This window comes from Phenylobacterium sp. CCH9-H3, from assembly GCF_001557235.1.
Taxonomy (GTDB): Bacteria; Pseudomonadota; Alphaproteobacteria; order Caulobacterales; family Caulobacteraceae; genus Phenylobacterium.
Window position 1 is genome coordinate 1 of the sequence record NZ_LSJI01000223.1, and the last position, 17,907, is coordinate 17,907.

Here is a 17,907-nt window from a genome sequence, read left to right on the forward strand (position 1 = left end):
AAGAGGTCCTTCTTCGGCGTGTCCTCCATGGCCTCCACGGCGTTGCGGATCAGGTTCAGCGCCACCTGCTGGACCTGGACCTTGTCGATGAGGACCAGGTTCACCCGGGGGTCGATCTCATAACGCAGGCGCACGCTGCGCTCGCGGGCGCCGATCATGGCCAGGGCGCCGGCTTCCTCCAGCACCTGGGGCAGGCTCTCGATGCGCCGGTCCGCCTCGCCCTTGGCCACGAAGCCGCGCAGGCGTCGGATGATCTCGCCGGCCCGCAGGGCCTGCTCGGCGCCCTGGCCGATCATGTCGGCGAGCCGCGCCTCGTCGATCGGCTTGCGCTTCAGGAGGACCAGGCAGCCCTTCATGAAGTTGCTGGCGGCGGTGAGCGGCTGGTTCAGCTCGTGCGCCAGGGCCGACGCCATCTCGCCGAGGGCGGTCAGGCGCGAGACGTGGACCAGTTCCCCCTGCAGGTCCTGCAGCCGGCGCTCGGCCGCCTGGCGCTCGGTCAGGTCGCGGATGAAGCCGGTGAAGTAGCGCTGCTTACCCGAGTGCATCTCGCCGACCGAGAGCTCCATCGGGAAGGTCGAGCCGTCCTTGCGCTCGCCCACCACGACGCGGCCGATGCCGATGATCCGCCGCTCGCCGGTGTCGAGGTAGCGATCGAGGTATCCGTCGTGGGCCGCCTTGTAGGGGGCCGGCATCAGCATGCTGACGTTCTTGCCCACCACCTCGGCCGCGGTCCAGCCGAACTGGCGTTCCGCCGCGGTCGAGAACGACTGCATGATCCCGCGCTCGTCGATGACGATCATGGCGTCGGGCACGGTGTCGAGGATCGACTTCAGATGGGCTTCCCGGGCCTGCAGGTCGCCGACGAAGTGGCGGATCTCTGCGGAGTCCCGGCGCATCCGCGATCCCACCAGGCCGATGGCGACCGTCAGGCCCGCGAAGACGCCGGCCAGTACGAGGAAGGACGGAGTCGGCGCGCCGGGAAAGCCGAGGAAGGCCAGGCTGAGCACGAGGGAGAGGCCGCCGGCGAACAGAGTCGGCCCGATGCCGCCCATGGCTCCGCTGGCCAGCAGGGCGGGAACGAAGAGCAGGAGCGCCGCGTCGCTGTGCACATAGGGTTGGACGAGCAGGCGCAGCACCGCGCAGGCGGCCGTCGCGGCCGCTGCGATGGCGTAGCCCTTGATCCACGTGAATCGACCGGGCTCGCCGACCTCCGGAACCGGCGCGGGCGGCATGGGCCCAGCGGTAGGGCCGAAGTTCCGTTGTGGCAAGGCGACCTTCCGACTTGGCTGGGCGGCCGCGGTTCAGCGGCGGGGCGCTGGGCGAGCGAGGCTGGTGGCCACCAGCGCCCCGCCGCTGGTCAGGAAGGCCAGGCCCAGGAGGTAGGCGACGGCGTGCGGCGACCTCTCCGGCCATCCGGCGCCGAGCAGGGCTGCGGCCGTGAGGCTGGTGAGGGACGAGGCGAACAGCCAGCGCCAGGCCGCGAGCGGGCGGAGATGGAGTGCGGCCGCGAGCTGGAAGCCGCCGTCCATGGCGAGCGCGGCGGCCAGCATCAGCGCCGCGGCCAGGGCGCCGAGGGTCGGGTTCAGCGTCAGGTAGACGCCGAGGGTCACGGCCGGCAGCGCGGCCGCTACGCCCAGGAGCCGGAGCCGGCCGTTGAACAGCACCAGGGCGACGCCGAACATCAAGGCTCCGGCCAACCAGAGCAGCCAGCCGCTGGCGGCGCCGACCGCGAGGGTGGTCTCCGCGGGAAAGGCGGCGGCTGCTGCCGCCAGCCCCATCATGCCGACGCCCACGGCCAGCGCCGACCGCCGATGGTCCTGGCGCAGGTGGGCGAGGGCCCGGAATTCGCCCGTATCGGAAACGCTCATGGTTCCGCCCCCGGAGCCGGCGCGGCGGCGAGCCGATCACCGAGCAGGTCTTCCACATAGACGAGCCGGATCACCACATAGGCGACCACCGCCAGCGGCGTGGCGAAGAGGACGCCCAGCGGGCCCAGCAGTATGCCGGTGGCCAGGACGGCGAAGAGGGTGACGGCCATCGGCAGCTCCACCATCTGGCGCAACACCAGCGGCGTGACGACATTGGCCTCGAACTGGGAAGCCGCAAGGTAGACGGCCGCGGTCCAGGCGAAGGTCTCCGGGCCGGCGCTGGCGGCGATGATCAGCCCCGGGATGGTGGCGGCCATCGGCCCGACCACCGGGACGAACTGCGCCAGCCCCGCCAGGATCCCCAGGGCCAGCGGCGAGGGCGTTCCCACCCACCAGAGCCCGAGGCCGACAGTGGACCCGACCAGCAGCATCGACAGGAGTTGACCCAGCAGCCAGCGGTTGAGGGCCTCGCCGCAGGCGGCCAGCACGTCCGCCGTCCGTTCGCGGCTGCGGAGGGGGACGAGGTGAAGGAGGCCGCGCAGGTAGGTCGCGGGGTGGAAGGCCAGATAGAGGCCCGCGAACAGGACGATCACCGACGCGGCGGCGGCGCTGGCGGAGCCTTGCACCAGGCGCGAGGCCGTCTGCACCACCAGCCCGTCGGCGTGCCGCAGGCGCTGCAGGTCGTCGAGCACATAGGCGCCGAGCGGCGAGGCGGAGAGCGGCGCCTGCAGGGCGGTCCAGGCGCGCGGCAGAAGCTCGCTCAGCGTCACCAGCTGAAGGGCGATCTGCTGGCCGAACAGCCAGATCGTCCCGGCGATGGCGGCGGTCAGGCCGGCGACCGCCAGGGCCAGGGCCGCCGGCCGGGGAAGGCCGAGGCGCCGGACCAGCGGCTGGGCCAGGGCGTGCAGCAGGATCGCGGTCAGGATCGACCCGAAGGCCATGAGCAGGACGTCGGCCAGCCGCCAGGCCAAAATCCCGAGCACGACCAGGGCCGCGATCTGCGCCGGCGCGCGAAGCGGATGCAGGCCGTTGCGGCTGCGCAGGGCGCGCGCGGCCGGCGACATGCGGCGGCGGCTCAGTGCGACATCAGTACGGGACATGGCGGAGCTTCGAGCATCGCGTCGGTGGCGCCGCCCAGGACGAACTCCCGCAGCCGGGCGTGGCCATAGCCGCCCATCACCAGCAGGTCCGGTCGGGCGGCGTCGACGTAGTCGGCGAGGCGACAGCCGATAGACTGGTCGTGGGCCAGGCGCTCGTCGACGCCGGCCTGCACGCCGTGGGCGGCCAGGTGGCGAACCAGTTCGCGGCCCGCGCCCTTGACCGCCTGGGGCTTGTCGCCCAGCGCAATGAAGATCCGGACCTCGCGGGCCCGGGCCAGCAGCGGCAGGGCGTCGGACACCGCCCGCGCCGCGGCCGCGCCGCCGTCCCAGGCGATGGCGATGGTGTCGAAGCGGTCCGCCGGCGCGATCTCCTTGGCCTCGGGATAGACGATCACCGGCCGACCCGAGCCGAACAGCACGGTCTCGGCCAGGTCGCGGTCCGCCAGCACCGTGGGGCCGATCGGCACGAGAGTGAGGTCGCGGGTCCGCGCGACGCGGGCGACTTCGTCGGCCTCTTCGTAGAGCCGGGCGACCAGGACCTCCGTGCGGAGGGATTCATGGGCGATGTCGGCGGCGATGCGGGCGCAGGTGGTCTCCAACTGCGCGGTGGCGCGGCTGCGCGCCTCCTCCAGCTCGCTGAGCCTGTCGAGCCCCATCAGCGCGTTGGCGAGGGGATTGTGCAGCTTCGGCAGATCCACCTGAACCGCGAGGAAGGTGGCGCCGCCGCCGATCCGCTTGGCGAGCGCCACGCCGCTGCGCACCGCGCGGTCGGGCGTGGCGTCAGGGTAGGTCAGCGCGGTGAGCAGCAGGTCGGCGTAGGCCATGGTCGGGCTCCCTCCGGGGCGTCAGTTGCCGTGCAGCGCGTCGAAATAGGCCACCAGATCCTCCGCCTCGGCGCGCGTGAACGGGACCGCCGGCATCCGGTCGAAGCCGTGGGCGGAGACCTCGGCGAACCGGCGCTCCAGGGAGATCGGGTTGTAGAGGCGGGCCAGCTTGTAGAAGGCGGGCCCGTCCTGGGCGCCGCCATCGTCGAGGCCCACCGTATGGCAGCCGGAGCAGCGGCGGACCGCGAAGTCGTGGCCTCGCTGCTGGGCGGCGTCGAGGCGCGGGAGCGGCGGCACGACCGCTGAGCCGCTGGGAGGCGTCGTCGTCGCGCAGGCCGCCAGCGCGACAGCCGCGGCGCAGATGAGGGCTTGCGTCACCCGCATGGTCGTTCCCCTGGAAAGGCGCGGGGCCGCCAGCGGCCCCGCGCCGGTCTCACTAGTGGCTCATCAGCACAAAGAACGCGGGGCGGTGCAGGAAGTCGTCGGTGACGCCGCCGAACGCCCATTCCCGCACCCGGCTGTGGCCGTAGGCGCCGCAGACGATGAGGTCGGCGTTGTTGAGCTGGGCGACGCGTTCGATCTCGCCGGTGACGCCCTCGGGCGCCACGGAGGTCACCAGCGAGCGGGCCTCGACGCCGCGGCGCTTGAGGTTCGCGGCCACGTCGTCGATCTCGAACACGGCCTGGTCGGCGTGCTCCGGCTTGCTGACCGTGTGCACGATCACGTCCTCGGCCCGTCGCAGGAACGGCATGGCGTCGGCGACGGCCCGCCGGCACTCGCGGGTGTCCTTCCAGGCCACGACGACGGCCTGGGCGCGGAGGTGATGGCGGCCTTCCGGAACCACCAACACCGGGCGGCCGGCGCTCATGACGACATCGGCCGGGTCCGCCGCACGGGTGCTGCTCACCTGGCTGCGCGGTCCCACGACGATGAGATCCGCGGCCCGGGCGAGGCGGGTCAGGGCGAGGTGGGGATAGTCCTGCACGACCCGCCACTCGAAATCGACGCCCGTGGCGTCGCGGCGGAAGGCGGCCTCGGCGGCGGCCAGGTCCTTGCCGACCTGCTCCTGCATGACCGCCACCCATTCCCCGGCCCCGTAGCCGAAGAAGGGGTCCGAGGCGGGCATCGGCTCCAGCGCCTCGGCGCCCAATCCGATGAGGTGCGCATCCAGGTCGCGGGCCAGGCGCGCCGCGGCCTCGACCCTGTGCGACGATGCGAGGCCGGGTTCGGCGTGGATAAGCAGCGTCTTGTAGCTGTCCGGATGGACGACCACGTCGGCGGCGACCCGTTCCATTGTCTTGGTCATGGGATGGCTCCGTTGCAGGTCGCGGCCGGCGCTATGCCTGCGGCCGCCCAGGCGCCGCCCGCCCTACGCGGCGAGCGCCTCCAGAGCGGTCCACTTCCGGATCTGGAAGCGGCGCGAGGAGGGGAATTCCACGATCGCCTCGCCCTGCAGCTGGGTCAGCATGCGCGAGACGGTCTCGATGGTGAGGCCGAGGTAGTCGGCGATGTCCTGGCGGCCCATGGCGAGGTCCGCATGGTCATCGGACTGCCGCTGGGCGATGGACATCAGGAAGCTGGCGACACGCTCGCGGGCGCTCTTGCGGCCCAGCATGACCACATGCTCCTGCAGGCGCTCCATCTCGACCCGCTGGGCCTCGAGGATCGCGCGGTCCAGTTCGGCGTCGCCGGCGAAGGCGCGGACGGCGCTGCGGCGGACGACCATGATCTCGCAGTCGTCCAGCGCCTCGGCCGCGAAGCGGTGGTCGGGGCCCGGTTCGAGGCCGAAGAGGTCGCCCACGTAGTAGAAGTCGCCGACCTGGCGGCGGCCGTCGGCGGTGAGGCGGCTGGTGCGCACGACGCCCTTCACCACGCGATAGAGGTGCTCGACCTCATCGTCCTGGGCGTAGATCTCTTCGTTCCGGGCGTAGGTCATCCGCACGCCGTGACGCTCGAAGGCGTTGGTGAGCGCCGAGGCGGGGCGGGCGGTGCGGGGGTCCGAGAGCGGGTAGGCCAGGGTCATCGCGGGCTCCTAGGTCGATGACCCAACAGCTACGCCTCGCCCCTCCAACGCGACATTTGGGAGCGTCCCCTAAGTAGCAGCACGGAGGGCCCCTGCTTTGATCTGTGTCAGGGCCCAGCGCGCCCCGGCGGGGCACCTTCAAGCTGTTGAAGAGTGGAGGACACCATGGACCAAGGCGGCGTCACCTGGATCGTCACGGCGGATGCGATCGAAGCACGGTTCTTCACCGAGCGCGTGCGTTCGGGCGCTCTGAAGGAGCTTCCGGACCTGCGGATGAGCGCGACGGACGCCGAGCGCGAGGCCGGCCGCGGGCAGTCCGTGACGGTGCATCAGAGCCGCGGCGCGGGCCGTCATGGCGCCGGCGAGGCCGACCCGCAGCACGAGGCGGAGAAGAGGTTCCTGAAGCGCGTCGCCACTCAGCTCATGGTGAGCGCGGGCCGCGGCGACTACGACCGCCTGGTCCTGATGGGGCCGCCCCACGCGCTCGGCGCTCTGAAGAAGGCCCTGCCTGCGGCGATCGCCGCCCGCGTGGACGCCACCGACCCGCACGAGCGCAAGCGCGACGACCTGGAAGACCTTCGGCGCCATCTGCGCGAAGCGCGCGCGCGGACCTGGGCCCCGGGCGAGGCGCAGGGCTGATTCGGTCGATGCCTCCCTGCGACGACATCGACCGCCAGCTCGGCCTGCGGGTGCGGCGGCGGCGGCGGCTCCTTGGCCTCACCCAACGCGAGCTTGCCGCCATCTGCGGCGTTCGCTTCCAGCAGATCCAGAAGTACGAGGCCGCGGCCAACAAGATGTCTGCCGGCATGATCGGGCGCCTGGCTCAGGCGCTTGGCGTGGAGGTCGGCTACTTCTACGCTGGCCTCGAGGCCATGTTGTCGCCGCCGCCTCCCGACGCGGGAGCCGCCGCCCGCGCCACGCCCTAGCCGCTTGATGCGCCTCTGGGCGGCGGGATCCAGCGCCCCAGCCGGAGAGCCTTTCCACAGATGGACACCTCGATGCCGTTCGACCTCACGTTCCACGGCGCCGCCGGCTGCGTCACCGGCTTCTGCGCCCGCCTGACGACCGACAGGGCGAACGTGCTCATCGACTGCGGCATGTTCCAGGGGTCGAAGACCCTGAAGGCCCTGAACTACGAGCGCTTCCCCTTCGACGCCGAGGAGGTCGACGCGGTCCTGCTCACCCATACGCACATCGACCATTCGGGCCTGTTGCCGAAGCTGCTTCGCGCCGGGTTCAAGGGGCCGATCCTGGCGACGGCCGGAACCCGGGACCTCTGCGCCGTGATGCTGCCTGACGCGGGAGACATCCAGGAGAGCGAGGTGCGCCAGCTCAACCGGCGCAACCAGCAGCGTGGCCGCGATCTCGTCGAGCCGATCTATACGGTGCGCGACGCCAAGCGGACCCTCGAGCTGTTCAAGACCGTGAAACTCGGCCGCGAGGTCGACGTCGCGCCGGGGATCACCGCCACCTACTGGGAAGCGGGCCACATCCTCGGCTCGGCCTCCATCGAAGTGCGGGTCGAGACGCAGGAGGGGCCGGTCACCCTCCTGTTCTCCGGGGACCTGGGCCCTGGCGGGCGCGACTTCCTGCCGGATCCCGAAGGGCCGACCGGGGTCGACTACCTCGTGATCGAGTCGACCTACGGCTCGCGGGTGCGCCCGACGCTGGATCCGGCTTCGCGTCGCCGCCTGCTCGCGAACGAACTGCGCGACGCCCAGAAGGCCGGGGGGCCGCTGCTGATCCCCGCGTTCGCCGTGGAGCGGTCGCAGGAACTGCTGGCCGACCTGCAGATCCTCACCCGCGACGGCGAGATTCCCGAGGCCGACATCTTCCTGGACTCGCCGTTGGCCATCGAGGCGACGGAAGTCTTCCGCGAACGGGGCTGGAGCCCGGTGATGGAGCGTAATCCCTTCGAGGACCTGCGCCACAGCGGCCGGCTGATGTTCCTGAAGGAGCCGTGGGAAAGCGACCGGCTGGAGCGGCTGCGCGGCTGGCACATCATCCTGGCGGCGAGCGGCATGTGCGACGCCGGCCGGGTGCGCAAGCACCTCAAGCGCCTGCTCTGGCGGCGGGACGCTACGGTGTTGCTGCCCGGCTACCAGGCCTCCGGCACGCTCGGCCGCTACCTGGCCGAGGGCGCCAGCTCGGTTCGGATCCAGGGCGAGGACATCTCGGTGCGGGCGCGCATTCGCGCGCTCGACATCTACTCTGGCCACGCCGACCAGGCCGGCCTCTTGGCCTGGGCCAAGGCGCGTCAGCCCGTGGGCGGGATGGTGTTCCTGGCTCACGGGGAACCGGACGGGCTGGAAGGACTGCGCGGCGCGCTGGTCGAGGCGGGGTTCGCGCCCGAGAAGCTGGCGGTCCCGGCGCTCGACGAGCGGTTCAGGCTCACCAAGGCCGGCGCCACGGCCGTCGCCGGCGAAGCGCGAATCCTCCCCGCCGCCGCGGCGCGCCCCGACTGGCACAACGCCCGGGCCCGCCTGCTGCTCGACCTGAACGCGCGCCTGGAGGCGCTGCCCGACGATGCTGCGCGGGAAGCGATGCTCGCGGCCCTGGCGCATTCGGTCGCGGCCGGTGGGGCGGTTGACGTGGGTCAAGGCGGCGATCCCGCGCCGGCTGCAATCTGAGGCTCGACCTTCAGACCCAGGAGAAGACCATGTCGAAGTCGCTCACCCGGACCGTCAAGCATGAGCTCGAGGACGGCCTCGAGGACATCGCCAAGGCCCTGCACAACGCTGCGGATGACCTGAGCGACGATGCGGAGAAGGCGGTCGCCCAGGCGGCCAAGGCTCTTCGCGAGGCTGCCAAGGCCCTGGCGGAGAAGACGCCGCCGGAAGCTCGCTACATCGCCCAGAAGGCGGTGCAGGAGGCCAAGGCCCATCCGATCGCCACCACCGCGGCGGCGCTGTCGGCGGCGGCGGCCCTGATCACTCTCCTGGGCGTGGCGCGCAAGAAGCCCGCCAAGGCCTGATCCGCGCTGAGCCCGGCCGGCGATACGGCCTATCCTTGGTCCGGTCGCAGCCAGTCCGAGGTGAGTCGCCGTGCCTGCCGGTCAGCCTGAACGCCTCGCGCTCGCCCTCGCCATCGGCCTCTTGGTCGGCATCGAGCGGGGATGGCGCGAGCGCGACGTCGCCGAGGGCGGCCGGACCGCGGGGATTCGCACCTATGCGCTCACCGGCCTTCTGGGCGGCCTTACCGGCCTCTTGAGCTCGGCCCTGGGCGGGTGGGTGTTCGCAGGCCTGGCGCTGCCCTACGCCGCCGCCTTCATCTGGTTCAAACAGCGCGAGCAGGCCGACGAGCACGACCACTCCGTCACCGCCATCGTGGCCGCCCTGCTGGTTTTCGCCCTGGGCGCCTACGCCACGGTGGGCGACTGGCGCGTGGCGGCGGGCGCCTCGGTGGTGGTCACCGGCCTCCTGGCCTTCAAGGACGCGCTGCACGGCTGGCTTCGCAAGCTGACCTGGCCCGAGCTGCGCAGCGCCCTGGTGCTGCTGGCCATGAGCTTCGTGGTGCTGCCGCTGCTGCCCGACCGGGCGTTCGGCCCCTATGGCGTGGTCAATCCGCACGAACTCTGGCTGCTGACCATCGTGCTGGCCGGCGTCTCGTTCGCCGCCTACGCCCTCGTCAAGGTGTTCGGCCCATCGCGGGGCCTGATCGCCGCCAGCCTGGCCGGCGCGCTGGTGTCGTCGACGGCGGTCACGCTCAACCTGGCGCGCGTCGCCCGGCAGGACTCCGGGCAGGTGCGCCTCGCTGCCGCCGGCGCCCTGTTCGCGGGCGGCGTGATGGCGCTGCGGATGCTGGTCGTCGCGGGGGTCATGGCGCCGCCGCTGCTTATGCGGCTGGCCTGGCCGCTGGGCGTGTTCGTCGTGGTGTCGGCGATTGTCGGGGTGGTGGCGATCGGACGGGCCCGCCCGTCGGCTTCGGGCGAGGGCTGGCCGATGAAGAGCCCGTTCGAGTTCAGCCTGGTTATCAAGCTCGCGGTCGTGCTGGGCGTGGTCATGGCCGCGGCGCGGGCGTTGTCGGCCATCTACGGATCGCAGGGGCTGCTGCCGCTTTCGGCGCTGGCCGGCCTGGTGGACGTCGACGCGGTCACCCTGGCGGTGGCGCGGATGACCACCAACGAGGGCCTGTCCCCGGCGGTCGCGGCCCAGGCCGCCCTGCTCGCCGCGCTCGTCGACAGCGGGTCCAAGGCCGGAATCGCGGTCGTGGTCGGCGGCCGGCGCTTCGGGCGACTGTTTGCCGTCGGGACGGCGGTGGCTGCGGCGGCGGCCGCCGGGGTGTTCGTGCTGACCGGGGCGTGAGGGCTCGTTCGGCGGACGCTGTTCTTGCAAGCTGCGCCGCCGGACACCATCTGCCCTGGCATCTGGGACGCAGGACGGCTTGGGTGGCAGGGACGAGCGACTTGGACGGTCGGGAGCGCGGCGACCGCTGCGTCGCGGCCTGCCTCGCGCCATCAATTTCCTTCAATCTCGAAATAAATCGTTCAAGATCGAACGAGATACTGCGCCCGCCGACGATACGCGAGGAGGAGCCCGCATGGGCGCGGTGATCGAGGAACATCCGGAAGTCCAGGTTTTCGACGAGATCAGCCTGATCGAGCACGGCGTGCGGACCGCGATCTCCCGCGCCCTGCCGGTGGGGCTCAGCTATCCCCAGTACGAGGTGCTGAACCTCATCGCCCGGCGCGGCGACGACCTGACGCCGGCCCACATCTCCGAGGCCTTGCGGATGACGCCGGGGGCGATCACCAACACGCTGCAGCGCCTGGAGGGCGCGGGCCTGGTTTCGGTGGAACCCTGCCAGGCCGACCGCCGCCGCAAGCGGGTGCGGATGACGGCCGAGGGCCGCGAGGCCTACGGCCGCTCGATGGCCGCGATCCGTCCCAAGGTGGAGAAGCTGCGCGAGGGCTTCACCCAGAAGGAATTCCGCGAGGCGCTGCCCTTCCTGCGCGCGCTGCGGGTCTGGATGAGCGAGGCGCCCTGAGCCTGGCTTGACCGCGCCGGCCCCGCCGGTCCACGTCTGCTGCGATGGATGACCCGAACGATCCGGTCGCGCGCGAAGCGGGTCTGCACAGAAGCCTGACGAGCGGCCAGCTCTCGATGATCGCCATCGGCGGCGCCGTCGGCACCGGCCTGTTCCTCGGCAGCACCTTCGCCATCGGCCTCGCGGGCCCCTCGGTGCTGGTCAGCTACGCCATCGGCGGGGTCATCGCCCTGCTGCTCATGGGCGCCCTGGCGGAAATGACCATCGCCCAGCCGACGGCCGGCTCCTTCGGCGTCTATGCCGAGGAATACCTGGGCCCGCTGGCCGGCTTCCTGGTCCGCTACGCCTACTGGTCGTGCCTGGTGCTGGCGGTGGGGACCGAAGTCAGCGCCGTCGCCCTCTACATGAAGTACTGGCTGCCCGACGCGCCGGGCTGGTGGTGGGTGCTCGGCTTCTCCGGCGGCCTGGTCGCCATCAACGCCACGAGCGTCAGGGTGTTCGGCGCGCTCGAGTACCTCTTCTCCCTGATCAAGGTCGCAGCGATCCTCGCGTTCATCGTGCTGGGAGCGGTCGTCGTGTTCGGAGCGCCGGCCGGGTCGGACATCGGCTTCCACAACTATGTCGCCCACGGCGGCTTCATGCCCAACGGCCTCTGGGGCCTATGGGTCGCGGTCATCCTGGCGATCTTCAGCTACCTCAGCATCGAAGTGATCGCCGTGGCGGCGGGCGAGGCGCGGGAGCCGCGGGTGGCCGTGTCCCGCGCGTTCCGGGCCACGCTGTTCCGCCTGGTGGTCTTCTACCTCGCGAGCCTGGCGCTGATGCTGGCCATCATCCCCTGGACCACCGCCGGCGCCGGCGGCAGCCCGTTCGTCCGGGTGATGGCCGCCACCGGCGTGCCCGGGGCGGCGGGGGTGATGAACTTCGTGATCCTGACGGCGGCGCTGTCGGCCATGAACAGCCAGCTCTACGCCTCGACCCGGATGATGTTCTCCCTGTCGCGGGCCGGCCAGGCCCCCGCGCTGTTCGGCCGCCTGAACCGCCAGGGCGCCCCCGTTGCGGCGCTGGGCCTTTCCAGCCTGGGCGTGGCTGTCGCCGCGGCGATGAACGCCCTCCTGCCCGACGACGCCTTCACCAGCATGATCGCCATCTCGATGTTCGGGGCGATGTTCACCTGGATGATGATCTTCGTGACGCACCTGGCGTTCAGGCGGCGGGTGGCGGCGGAGACGCTGGCCTTCCGCGTCTGGGGCCACCCCTACGGCAGCCTGCTGGGCGCCGGGCTGATGGCGGCGATCCTCGCGACCACCGCCTTCACCGAACCCTTCCGCCTGACGCTGGCCTACGGCGTCCCGTTCCTGGCCCTGCTGACCGCCGTCTACCGGTTCCGCGTCCGCCGACCGGCCTAGAGCCCCTTGGCCCGGGCGAGGTTGGTCTTGGGGATGGCGTGGGTGAAGGCGCCGGACATCTTAGCCTTCTCGCTGGCCGTGTCCGCCCAGGCGGCGGCGAAGGCGGCGGGGGTGGGTCCGGCCGGATCGCCCACCGCCAGGGTCCAGGTCTTGCCCGCCAGCGCCGCCTGCAGCACCGCGCGCAGGTCCACGTCGTCGGCCGGCGGATCCGCGGGCGGCTTCAGCAGGGTGTGCAGCACCAGGGCGTCGGCCCGCGGCGCCACCACCGACAGGCTCGCGTCGGGCGGCAGGTCCTTGAGCGCCGCCAGGAACGCGGTCAGGGCCATGCGCGCACGCGTCGTGCGCCGGTCCCCCCCGGCCCAGGCCACAGGCTCGCCCGCGCCGGCCCGCACATAGGTCCAGCCGCCGTTGCGGTGCGCGGCGTCATGGCTGGCGGCGATCCAGAGGCGGACGGCGCTCACTTGTCCTGGGCGTACAGTTTCACGAGCCGGTAGCTGAACTCGCGGGCGTCCATCAGCGACTTCACGGCGATCCGCTCGTTCAGGCCGTGCAGCCGGCCAAGGTCGGGATCGTAGAAGATGCCGGTGACGCCATAGGTCGGGATCCCGGCCTCGATCAGCGGCTTGGCGTCGGTGCCGCCCGCCTGCAGGATCGGAACCACGGGCACGCCGGGCCACATCTGGGCCGAGACCTTCTCGATCGGCCCCGTGACCTGGGGCGTCAGCGGCGGGGCGGGCGTGTCGCCGCGGCCCTTGGGCGGCTGGGAGACCTCGACCTTGGCGTCGCCGACGGCCTTCACCAGGGCCTCGCGCACGGCGGCGGGGGATTCGCCGGGGAAGATCCGACAGTTGATCGTGGCGTTGGCACGCTGGGGGAGGGCGTTCTGCGCGTGGCCGCCCGAGACCTGGGTGGCGACGCAGGTGGTGCGCAGGATGGCGTTGTGGTTGGCGTCGCGGCTGAGGACCGCATCGGCGGCGGCGTCGTTCGGATCGGCGACGATGGCGCTCATGGCCGCGCCCATCTCCCCGCCCACGACGCCCGACATCTTCCCGAAATAGGCGCGGGTGGTGTCGTTCATCTGCACCGGGAACCGATAGGCGGCGATGCGGTCGATGGCCTTGGCCAGGTGGTAGATCGCATTGTCCGGGACGGGCCGCGACGAATGCCCGCCCGGGTTCGTGGCTTCCAGGCGGAAGCTGACCGAGGTCTTCTCGCCGGCCTGGACGTTGTGGACCACGGGCTTGCCGCCGGCCGCGTCCAGCGCCCCGCCCGCGCCCTCGTTCAGGGCGAAGGCCGCGTCGATCAGCTCGCGGCGGTTCTGCGCCAGCCACGCCGCGCCATTGACCTGGCCGCCGCCTTCCTCGCCACAGGTGAGGGCGATCTTGATCCCCCGCCTGGGCTTGAACCCCTCCTGCTTCAGGCGGATCAGCAGGTCGGTCCAGATGGCGGCCTGGGATTTGTCGTCCGAGGCGCCGCGCCCGTAGAAATAGCCGTCCTCCTCCACCAGGGTGAAGGGATCGCGGGTCCAGTCCTCGCGCTTGGCCTCCACTACGTCGATGTGGGCCAGCAGCAGGATCGCCTTCGCCTTCGGGTCGGACCCCGGATAGACGGCCACCAGGCCGCCGTCCTTCGGCGCGCCCGGCGGGGTGAACACCGTGACGGCGCTGTCCGGGAAGCCGGCGGCCTTCAGGCGGGCGGCCATGCGTTCGGCCGCCAGGGTGCAGCTTCCCGCCGAGAAGGTGGTGTTGGTCTCCACCAGCTCCTTGTAGAGCGCGCGGAAGGCGGCCTCGCCGGGCTGCGGCGCCTGGGCCGCGGCCGAGCCGGCGGCGAGCGTGGCGGCGGTCAGGACCGCGGCGAACCTTAGCATGGAAACCCTCCCCGAGAAGCGGGCCGGACTATTCCCCGCGCCGCGCCCCGCGGCAAGGCGGCGCGTCAGGCGGCGGCGACCGCGGCCATCAGCTCCTGCGACAGGCGCCCGCTCATGCCCTCGGTGGAGGTGTTGGTCATCAGGACGAAGCTGGTCTTGCCGGCCGGGTCGACGAACCAGCTGTGGCCATAGACCCCGCCCCACAACCAGGCGCCGGCCGGGAGCGGGGAATTCGCGGCGGCCGGGTCCAGCAGCACCGCGCCCCCGAAGCCGAAGCCCCAGCCGGGGCCGCTGGTGACGATGGCGTGGCCGCCGGTCTGGTTGGTCCACATCGCCTGCGCGGTCTCGGCGCCGACGACCGGCGCGCCGCCGCTCAGGATCGTCTCGAGGAACGTCTGGAAGTCTGTGGCCGTGCAGGCCATGCCCGCCCCGCCCGAGGGGAAGGAGCCCGGGTCGAAGATCCGGTCGGGGGCGAAGCGGATGCCGGAGAGCTCGGCGAACGGCACGGTGTGGGTCGCGCCCATGGGGACGGGCGGCGGCCCGTCGGCATAGGCCGTGGCCAGGCGGGCCCGGTCGCTGACGGAAAAGCCGGTGTCGGCCATGCCGAGCTTGCCGGTCACGCGCTCGCGGACCACCTCGGGCAGGCTGCGGCCCGTGGCCTCCTGCACCGCCGCCCCCAGCACGTCGAGGCCCACGGAATAGAGCCAGGCCGCGCCGGGCGGAAAGAACAGGCCCGCCTCGGTGATCCGCTTCAGTTCCTCCGGAAAGCCCAGGCCCGGCTGGTCCATGCCGTCCGACACGCCGAGCTTGAGATACGGGCCGTCCGCCGGCTGCATGAAGCCGTAGGAGAGGCCGGCGGTGTGGGTCAGCAGCTGGCGCAGGGTGATGGTCGGCGCCTGCCCCTGCCACTTGGGCTGGAAGTCCGGCAGGTAGCGGGTCACCGGGTCGTCCAGGCCGATGACGCCGTCCTCGACCAGCGACAGCACTGCGGCCGTCACGATGGGCTTGGTCAGCGACGAGGCGCGGAAGATGGTGTCCAGGGTCATGGGCCGGCCCGCGGCCACGTCCGCCTGGCCCGCGGCGCGGGCGTAGACCCGCTGCCCCTGCCGGGCGACCAGCACCACGGCCCCGGCGATCCGCTGCTCGGCCAGGGCCGCGTCCACGATGGGGTCCAGCCGGGCGGCCAGGCTGGAATCCGGCTGGTCTTTGATCTGGCCCATGGACGTCTCCGCGTTATCGTCGCCGATAGATAGGCATCCCGACGCGGCGTCATTCAACCGAATGGGCGTTGCGCCGTTGTCATCGGCGAGGAGGATCCATGGCCGACGCCCTGCACGTGGTCTGCCCGCACTGCGACGCCGTCAACCGCCTGCCGCCGACCCGCCTGGGCGATGGCGCGAAATGCGGGAAATGCCAGAAGCCGCTGTTCACCGGCGCACCCGTGCCGCTGGACGGCGCCCGCTTCGATCGGCACCTGGCCAAGAGCGACCTGCCGCTGATCGTCGACTTCTGGGCCGGCTGGTGCGGCCCCTGCCGGGCGATCGCGCCGATCTTCGAGCGGGCGGCGGCGGAGCTGGAGCCACGGGCCCGTTTCATCAAGATCGATGTGGACGCGAACCCCGCCCTGGCCGCGCGGTTCGGGGTCCAGGGTATTCCGGCCCTGTTCTGCTTCGTCGGCGGGAAGGTCGCGGCCCAGCAGGCGGGGCTGTCCGACCCCGGCCTCTTCCGCCGCTGGGCCCAGCAGTTCGCGCCCGCCGGCGCCTGACCCCCCAGGCCAACCCCCAAAAGGGGCCAGACCCCCAAAAGGGGGATGAGCCGTCGCCGCCCGCGCGGCACTACCGACCCCAGTCATCTATGGCTTCGAGGGGGGTGTTCCATGGCGGTGCTTTCGTACAGCGCGGATTTTCGCACGGTCACGTTCGGCGACATCGCGTCGCTGACCATCGGCTCGACCCAGATCGTCACGTCCAACGCGACGACCCTGGCCCTGCGCGCCACGATCTCGGGGACGATCACCGGGACGCTCGACGTGGTCTACGGCGGCAATTTCACCCTGCTCGCGGGCTTCCCCACGGGCGGGACCTTCACCAGCCTCCGCGTCGATCTCAACAACCAGACTCTGCTCTCGATCTCCGATTTCTCGCTGCCCTACGGCCAGGGCCCGCCGGATTTCAGCAATCTGTCGGTCTTCCTGGGCGGCAACGATGTGTTGAACGGCGGCGTGCTGAACGATCTGCTCGAGGGCTTCTCCGGGGCGGACAACCTCAGCGGCTTCGGCGGCCTCGACATCATGAATGGGAACGCTGGCGCCGACACCCTCTCGGGCGGCGACGGCAATGACGTGGTGCGCGGCGGCAAGGACGACGACTCGGTCTCGGGCGGCGCCGGCTCGGATTTCGTCTCCGGCGACCGCGGCGCCGACACGCTCAGCGGCGGCGCGGACGCCGACATCTTCCACACCTTCTCGGGCGCCGGCGTGGACCGGGTGCTGGACTTCAGCCGCGCCGACGGCGACCGGGTGTTCGTGCTGGGCGGATACACGGTCAGCCAGTCCGGCGCCGACGTGGTGATCGACCTCGGGAGCGGCACGCAGATGGTCCTGGTGGGCGTCCAGCAATCCAGCCTCACCGGCGACTGGATCTTCGGCTGACGGGCCGCGCCTTACGAAGCCGTTGCCCTCCGTAAGGTCCGCGCGGGATAATGGACGCCTGAACTGTCGGGAGTCGGGCGTTTGCGGGACGGGATCGAACAGGGCGGCTGGGAAAGCCACCGGCCGAAGCTGGTCTATCCGTTCGAGCACGGTCCGAAGGTCGGCGAGGAGGCGGTCGACATCGCCCCGGGGGTGAAGTGGCTGCGGATGCCGCTCGGCGGCGCCCTGGCCTTCATCAACGTCTGGGCCATCGCCGAGAAGACCGCCGACGGCCGCGACGGCTGGGCCATCGTCGACACGGGCCTCGGCGGGCTGGAGAGCCGTAACGCCTGGCGCGCGGCGCTGAAGGGGCCGCTGGAGGGCAAGCCGGTGACGCGGGTCTTCGTCACCCATATGCACCCCGACCACATCGGCATGGCGGGCTACCTCACCCGCAAGTTCGACGCCCGGCTGTGGATCACCCGCCTGGAGTTCGTCACCTGCCGCTCGCTGGCCGCCGACACCGGGCGCGAGGCGCCGGCCGACGCCCTGGCCTTCTTCAAGGGCGCCGGGTGGGACGAGGACGCCCTGGAGAGCTACCGCGCCAAGTTCGGCGGGTTCGGCCGCGGGCTCTACGCCCTGCCGGACAGCTTCCATCGCCTCAACGACGGCGATGCGGTGAAGATCGGCGATCACGTCTGGACGGTGGTGGTGGGCTCCGGCCACAGCCCCGAGCACGCCAGCCTGCACTGCGCGGACCTGAAGCTGATGATCTCGGGCGACCAGGTCCTGCCCAAGATCTCGTCCAACGTCTCGGTGTTCCCCACCGAGCCCGACGGCGACCCGCTGACCGACTGGATCACCTCGCTGCAGCGGATCAAGACCAAGGTGCCGGACGACGTCCTGGTGCTGCCGGCCCACAACGATCCCTTCCACGGCTTGCACGCCCGGATCGACCATCTCGTCGGCGGCCATGAGCGGGGCCTTGTGCGGCTGCACGACCTGCTGGCCGAGCCGAAACGGGTGGTCGACGTCTTCCACGTGCTGTTCCGCCGCCGGATCGACGAGAACCTGCTGGGCCTGGCCACGGGCGAGAGCCTCGCCCACCTCAACTGTCTGATCGCGCGCGGGCAGGCCGTGCGCGAGCGGGATCAGAACGGCGTCGACTGGTACCGGGCGGCGGCCTAAGCTTCACGATCAGGGT

20 protein-coding genes are annotated in these 17,907 nt (G+C 71.6%); 10 read left to right on the plus strand and 10 right to left on the minus strand.

Annotation, left to right across the window (positions count from 1 at the left end; all coding sequences use genetic code 11):
* From AX721_RS19225 to AX721_RS19255, 7 genes are all read right to left on the minus strand, one after another.
* A partial coding sequence (locus tag AX721_RS19225) for a nitrogen regulation protein NR(II) (protein ID WP_068877591.1) occupies positions 1 to 1,232 on the minus strand: 1,232 nt, incomplete at its 3' end.
* 69 nt (positions 1,233 to 1,301) lie between these two features.
* Entirely contained in the window at positions 1,302 to 1,868 is a 567-nt protein-coding gene (locus AX721_RS19230) for a DUF308 domain-containing protein (protein WP_068877592.1), read from the minus strand.
* Positions 1,865 to 2,968 carry an AI-2E family transporter gene (locus AX721_RS19235; RefSeq protein WP_231733131.1) on the minus strand — a complete coding sequence of 368 codons (1,104 nt, stop codon included), beginning with the start codon at positions 2,966 to 2,968 and terminating at the stop codon, positions 1,865 to 1,867. Before AX721_RS19235 ends, AX721_RS19230 begins: the two co-directional genes overlap by 4 nt.
* A complete protein-coding gene (locus tag AX721_RS19240) occupies positions 2,944 to 3,792 on the minus strand; it encodes a universal stress protein (RefSeq protein WP_068877593.1) in 849 nt (282 codons plus the stop codon). The genes AX721_RS19235 and AX721_RS19240 overlap by 25 nt, the downstream gene beginning before the upstream one ends.
* Positions 3,793 to 3,813: 21 nt before the next feature.
* The gene (locus AX721_RS19245) at positions 3,814 to 4,176 is read right to left on the minus strand and encodes a c-type cytochrome (protein ID WP_068877594.1); all 363 of its coding nucleotides are present in this window, start codon (positions 4,174 to 4,176) and stop codon (positions 3,814 to 3,816) included.
* 52 nt (positions 4,177 to 4,228) lie between these two features.
* Positions 4,229 to 5,098 carry a universal stress protein gene (locus AX721_RS19250; RefSeq protein WP_068877595.1) on the minus strand — a complete coding sequence of 290 codons (870 nt, stop codon included), beginning with the start codon at positions 5,096 to 5,098 and terminating at the stop codon, positions 4,229 to 4,231.
* 63 nt (positions 5,099 to 5,161) lie between these two features.
* Positions 5,162 to 5,815: a helix-turn-helix domain-containing protein gene (locus AX721_RS19255; protein ID WP_068877596.1), complete on the minus strand. Its 654-nt coding sequence runs from the start codon at positions 5,813 to 5,815 to the stop codon at positions 5,162 to 5,164.
* A 165-nt stretch (positions 5,816 to 5,980) separates the two neighbouring features.
* Here AX721_RS19255 and AX721_RS19260 point away from each other — a divergent pair, with 165 nt between their 5' ends.
* The 7 genes from AX721_RS19260 (at position 5,981) to AX721_RS19290 (ending at position 12,207) form a co-directional block, all read left to right on the plus strand.
* Positions 5,981 to 6,454, plus strand: coding sequence for a host attachment protein (locus AX721_RS19260; RefSeq protein WP_068877597.1), 474 nt, complete (start codon positions 5,981 to 5,983; stop codon positions 6,452 to 6,454).
* 8 nt (positions 6,455 to 6,462) lie between these two features.
* Positions 6,463 to 6,741 carry a helix-turn-helix transcriptional regulator gene (locus AX721_RS19265; RefSeq protein WP_068877598.1) on the plus strand — a complete coding sequence of 93 codons (279 nt, stop codon included), beginning with the start codon at positions 6,463 to 6,465 and terminating at the stop codon, positions 6,739 to 6,741.
* A 72-nt stretch (positions 6,742 to 6,813) separates the two neighbouring features.
* On the plus strand, positions 6,814 to 8,445 hold the full coding sequence (locus tag AX721_RS19270; RefSeq protein ID WP_068877625.1) for an MBL fold metallo-hydrolase: 1,632 nt from the start codon (positions 6,814 to 6,816) through the stop codon (positions 8,443 to 8,445).
* 29 nt (positions 8,446 to 8,474) lie between these two features.
* Positions 8,475 to 8,789 (plus strand): hypothetical protein, encoded by a 315-nt coding sequence (locus AX721_RS19275; RefSeq protein WP_068877599.1) that lies wholly within the window; start codon positions 8,475 to 8,477, stop codon positions 8,787 to 8,789.
* Positions 8,790 to 8,859: 70 nt separating this feature from the next.
* Entirely contained in the window at positions 8,860 to 10,119 is a 1,260-nt protein-coding gene (locus AX721_RS19280) for a DUF4010 domain-containing protein (RefSeq protein ID WP_068877600.1), read from the plus strand.
* Between the two features lie 235 nt (positions 10,120 to 10,354).
* A complete protein-coding gene (locus AX721_RS19285) occupies positions 10,355 to 10,801 on the plus strand; it encodes a MarR family winged helix-turn-helix transcriptional regulator (RefSeq protein WP_068877601.1) in 447 nt (148 codons plus the stop codon).
* Between the two features lie 44 nt (positions 10,802 to 10,845).
* Positions 10,846 to 12,207 (plus strand): amino acid permease, encoded by a 1,362-nt coding sequence (locus AX721_RS19290; protein WP_068877602.1) that lies wholly within the window; start codon positions 10,846 to 10,848, stop codon positions 12,205 to 12,207.
* On the opposite strand, the gene AX721_RS27505 is transcribed toward AX721_RS19290, so the two are convergent.
* The 3 genes from AX721_RS27505 to AX721_RS19305 all read right to left on the minus strand — a co-directional run bounded on the left by AX721_RS27505 (position 12,204) and on the right by AX721_RS19305 (position 15,294).
* A complete protein-coding gene (locus AX721_RS27505) occupies positions 12,204 to 12,668 on the minus strand; it encodes a hypothetical protein (protein ID WP_068877603.1) in 465 nt (154 codons plus the stop codon). The genes AX721_RS19290 and AX721_RS27505 overlap by 4 nt on opposite strands.
* A complete protein-coding gene (locus AX721_RS19300; RefSeq protein ID WP_068877604.1) occupies positions 12,665 to 14,074 on the minus strand; it encodes a M20/M25/M40 family metallo-hydrolase in 1,410 nt (469 codons plus the stop codon). The genes AX721_RS27505 and AX721_RS19300 overlap by 4 nt, the downstream gene beginning before the upstream one ends.
* A gap of 65 nt (positions 14,075 to 14,139) precedes the next feature.
* Complete coding sequence (locus AX721_RS19305) at positions 14,140 to 15,294, minus strand: serine hydrolase (protein WP_068877605.1); 1,155 nt, start codon at positions 15,292 to 15,294, stop codon at positions 14,140 to 14,142.
* Between the two features lie 98 nt (positions 15,295 to 15,392).
* On the opposite strand from AX721_RS19305, the gene trxC reads away from it, so the two are divergent.
* The 3 genes from trxC (at position 15,393) to AX721_RS19320 (ending at position 17,891) form a co-directional block, all read left to right on the plus strand.
* Positions 15,393 to 15,839 (plus strand): thioredoxin TrxC, encoded by a 447-nt coding sequence (gene trxC / locus AX721_RS19310; protein ID WP_068877606.1) that lies wholly within the window; start codon positions 15,393 to 15,395, stop codon positions 15,837 to 15,839.
* Positions 15,840 to 15,950: 111 nt separating this feature from the next.
* On the plus strand, positions 15,951 to 16,724 hold the full coding sequence (locus AX721_RS19315; protein WP_068877607.1) for a calcium-binding protein: 774 nt from the start codon (positions 15,951 to 15,953) through the stop codon (positions 16,722 to 16,724).
* Between the two features lie 81 nt (positions 16,725 to 16,805).
* Positions 16,806 to 17,891: an MBL fold metallo-hydrolase gene (locus AX721_RS19320; protein ID WP_068877608.1), complete on the plus strand. Its 1,086-nt coding sequence runs from the start codon at positions 16,806 to 16,808 to the stop codon at positions 17,889 to 17,891.
* Positions 17,892 to 17,907: the final 16 nt, after the last annotated feature.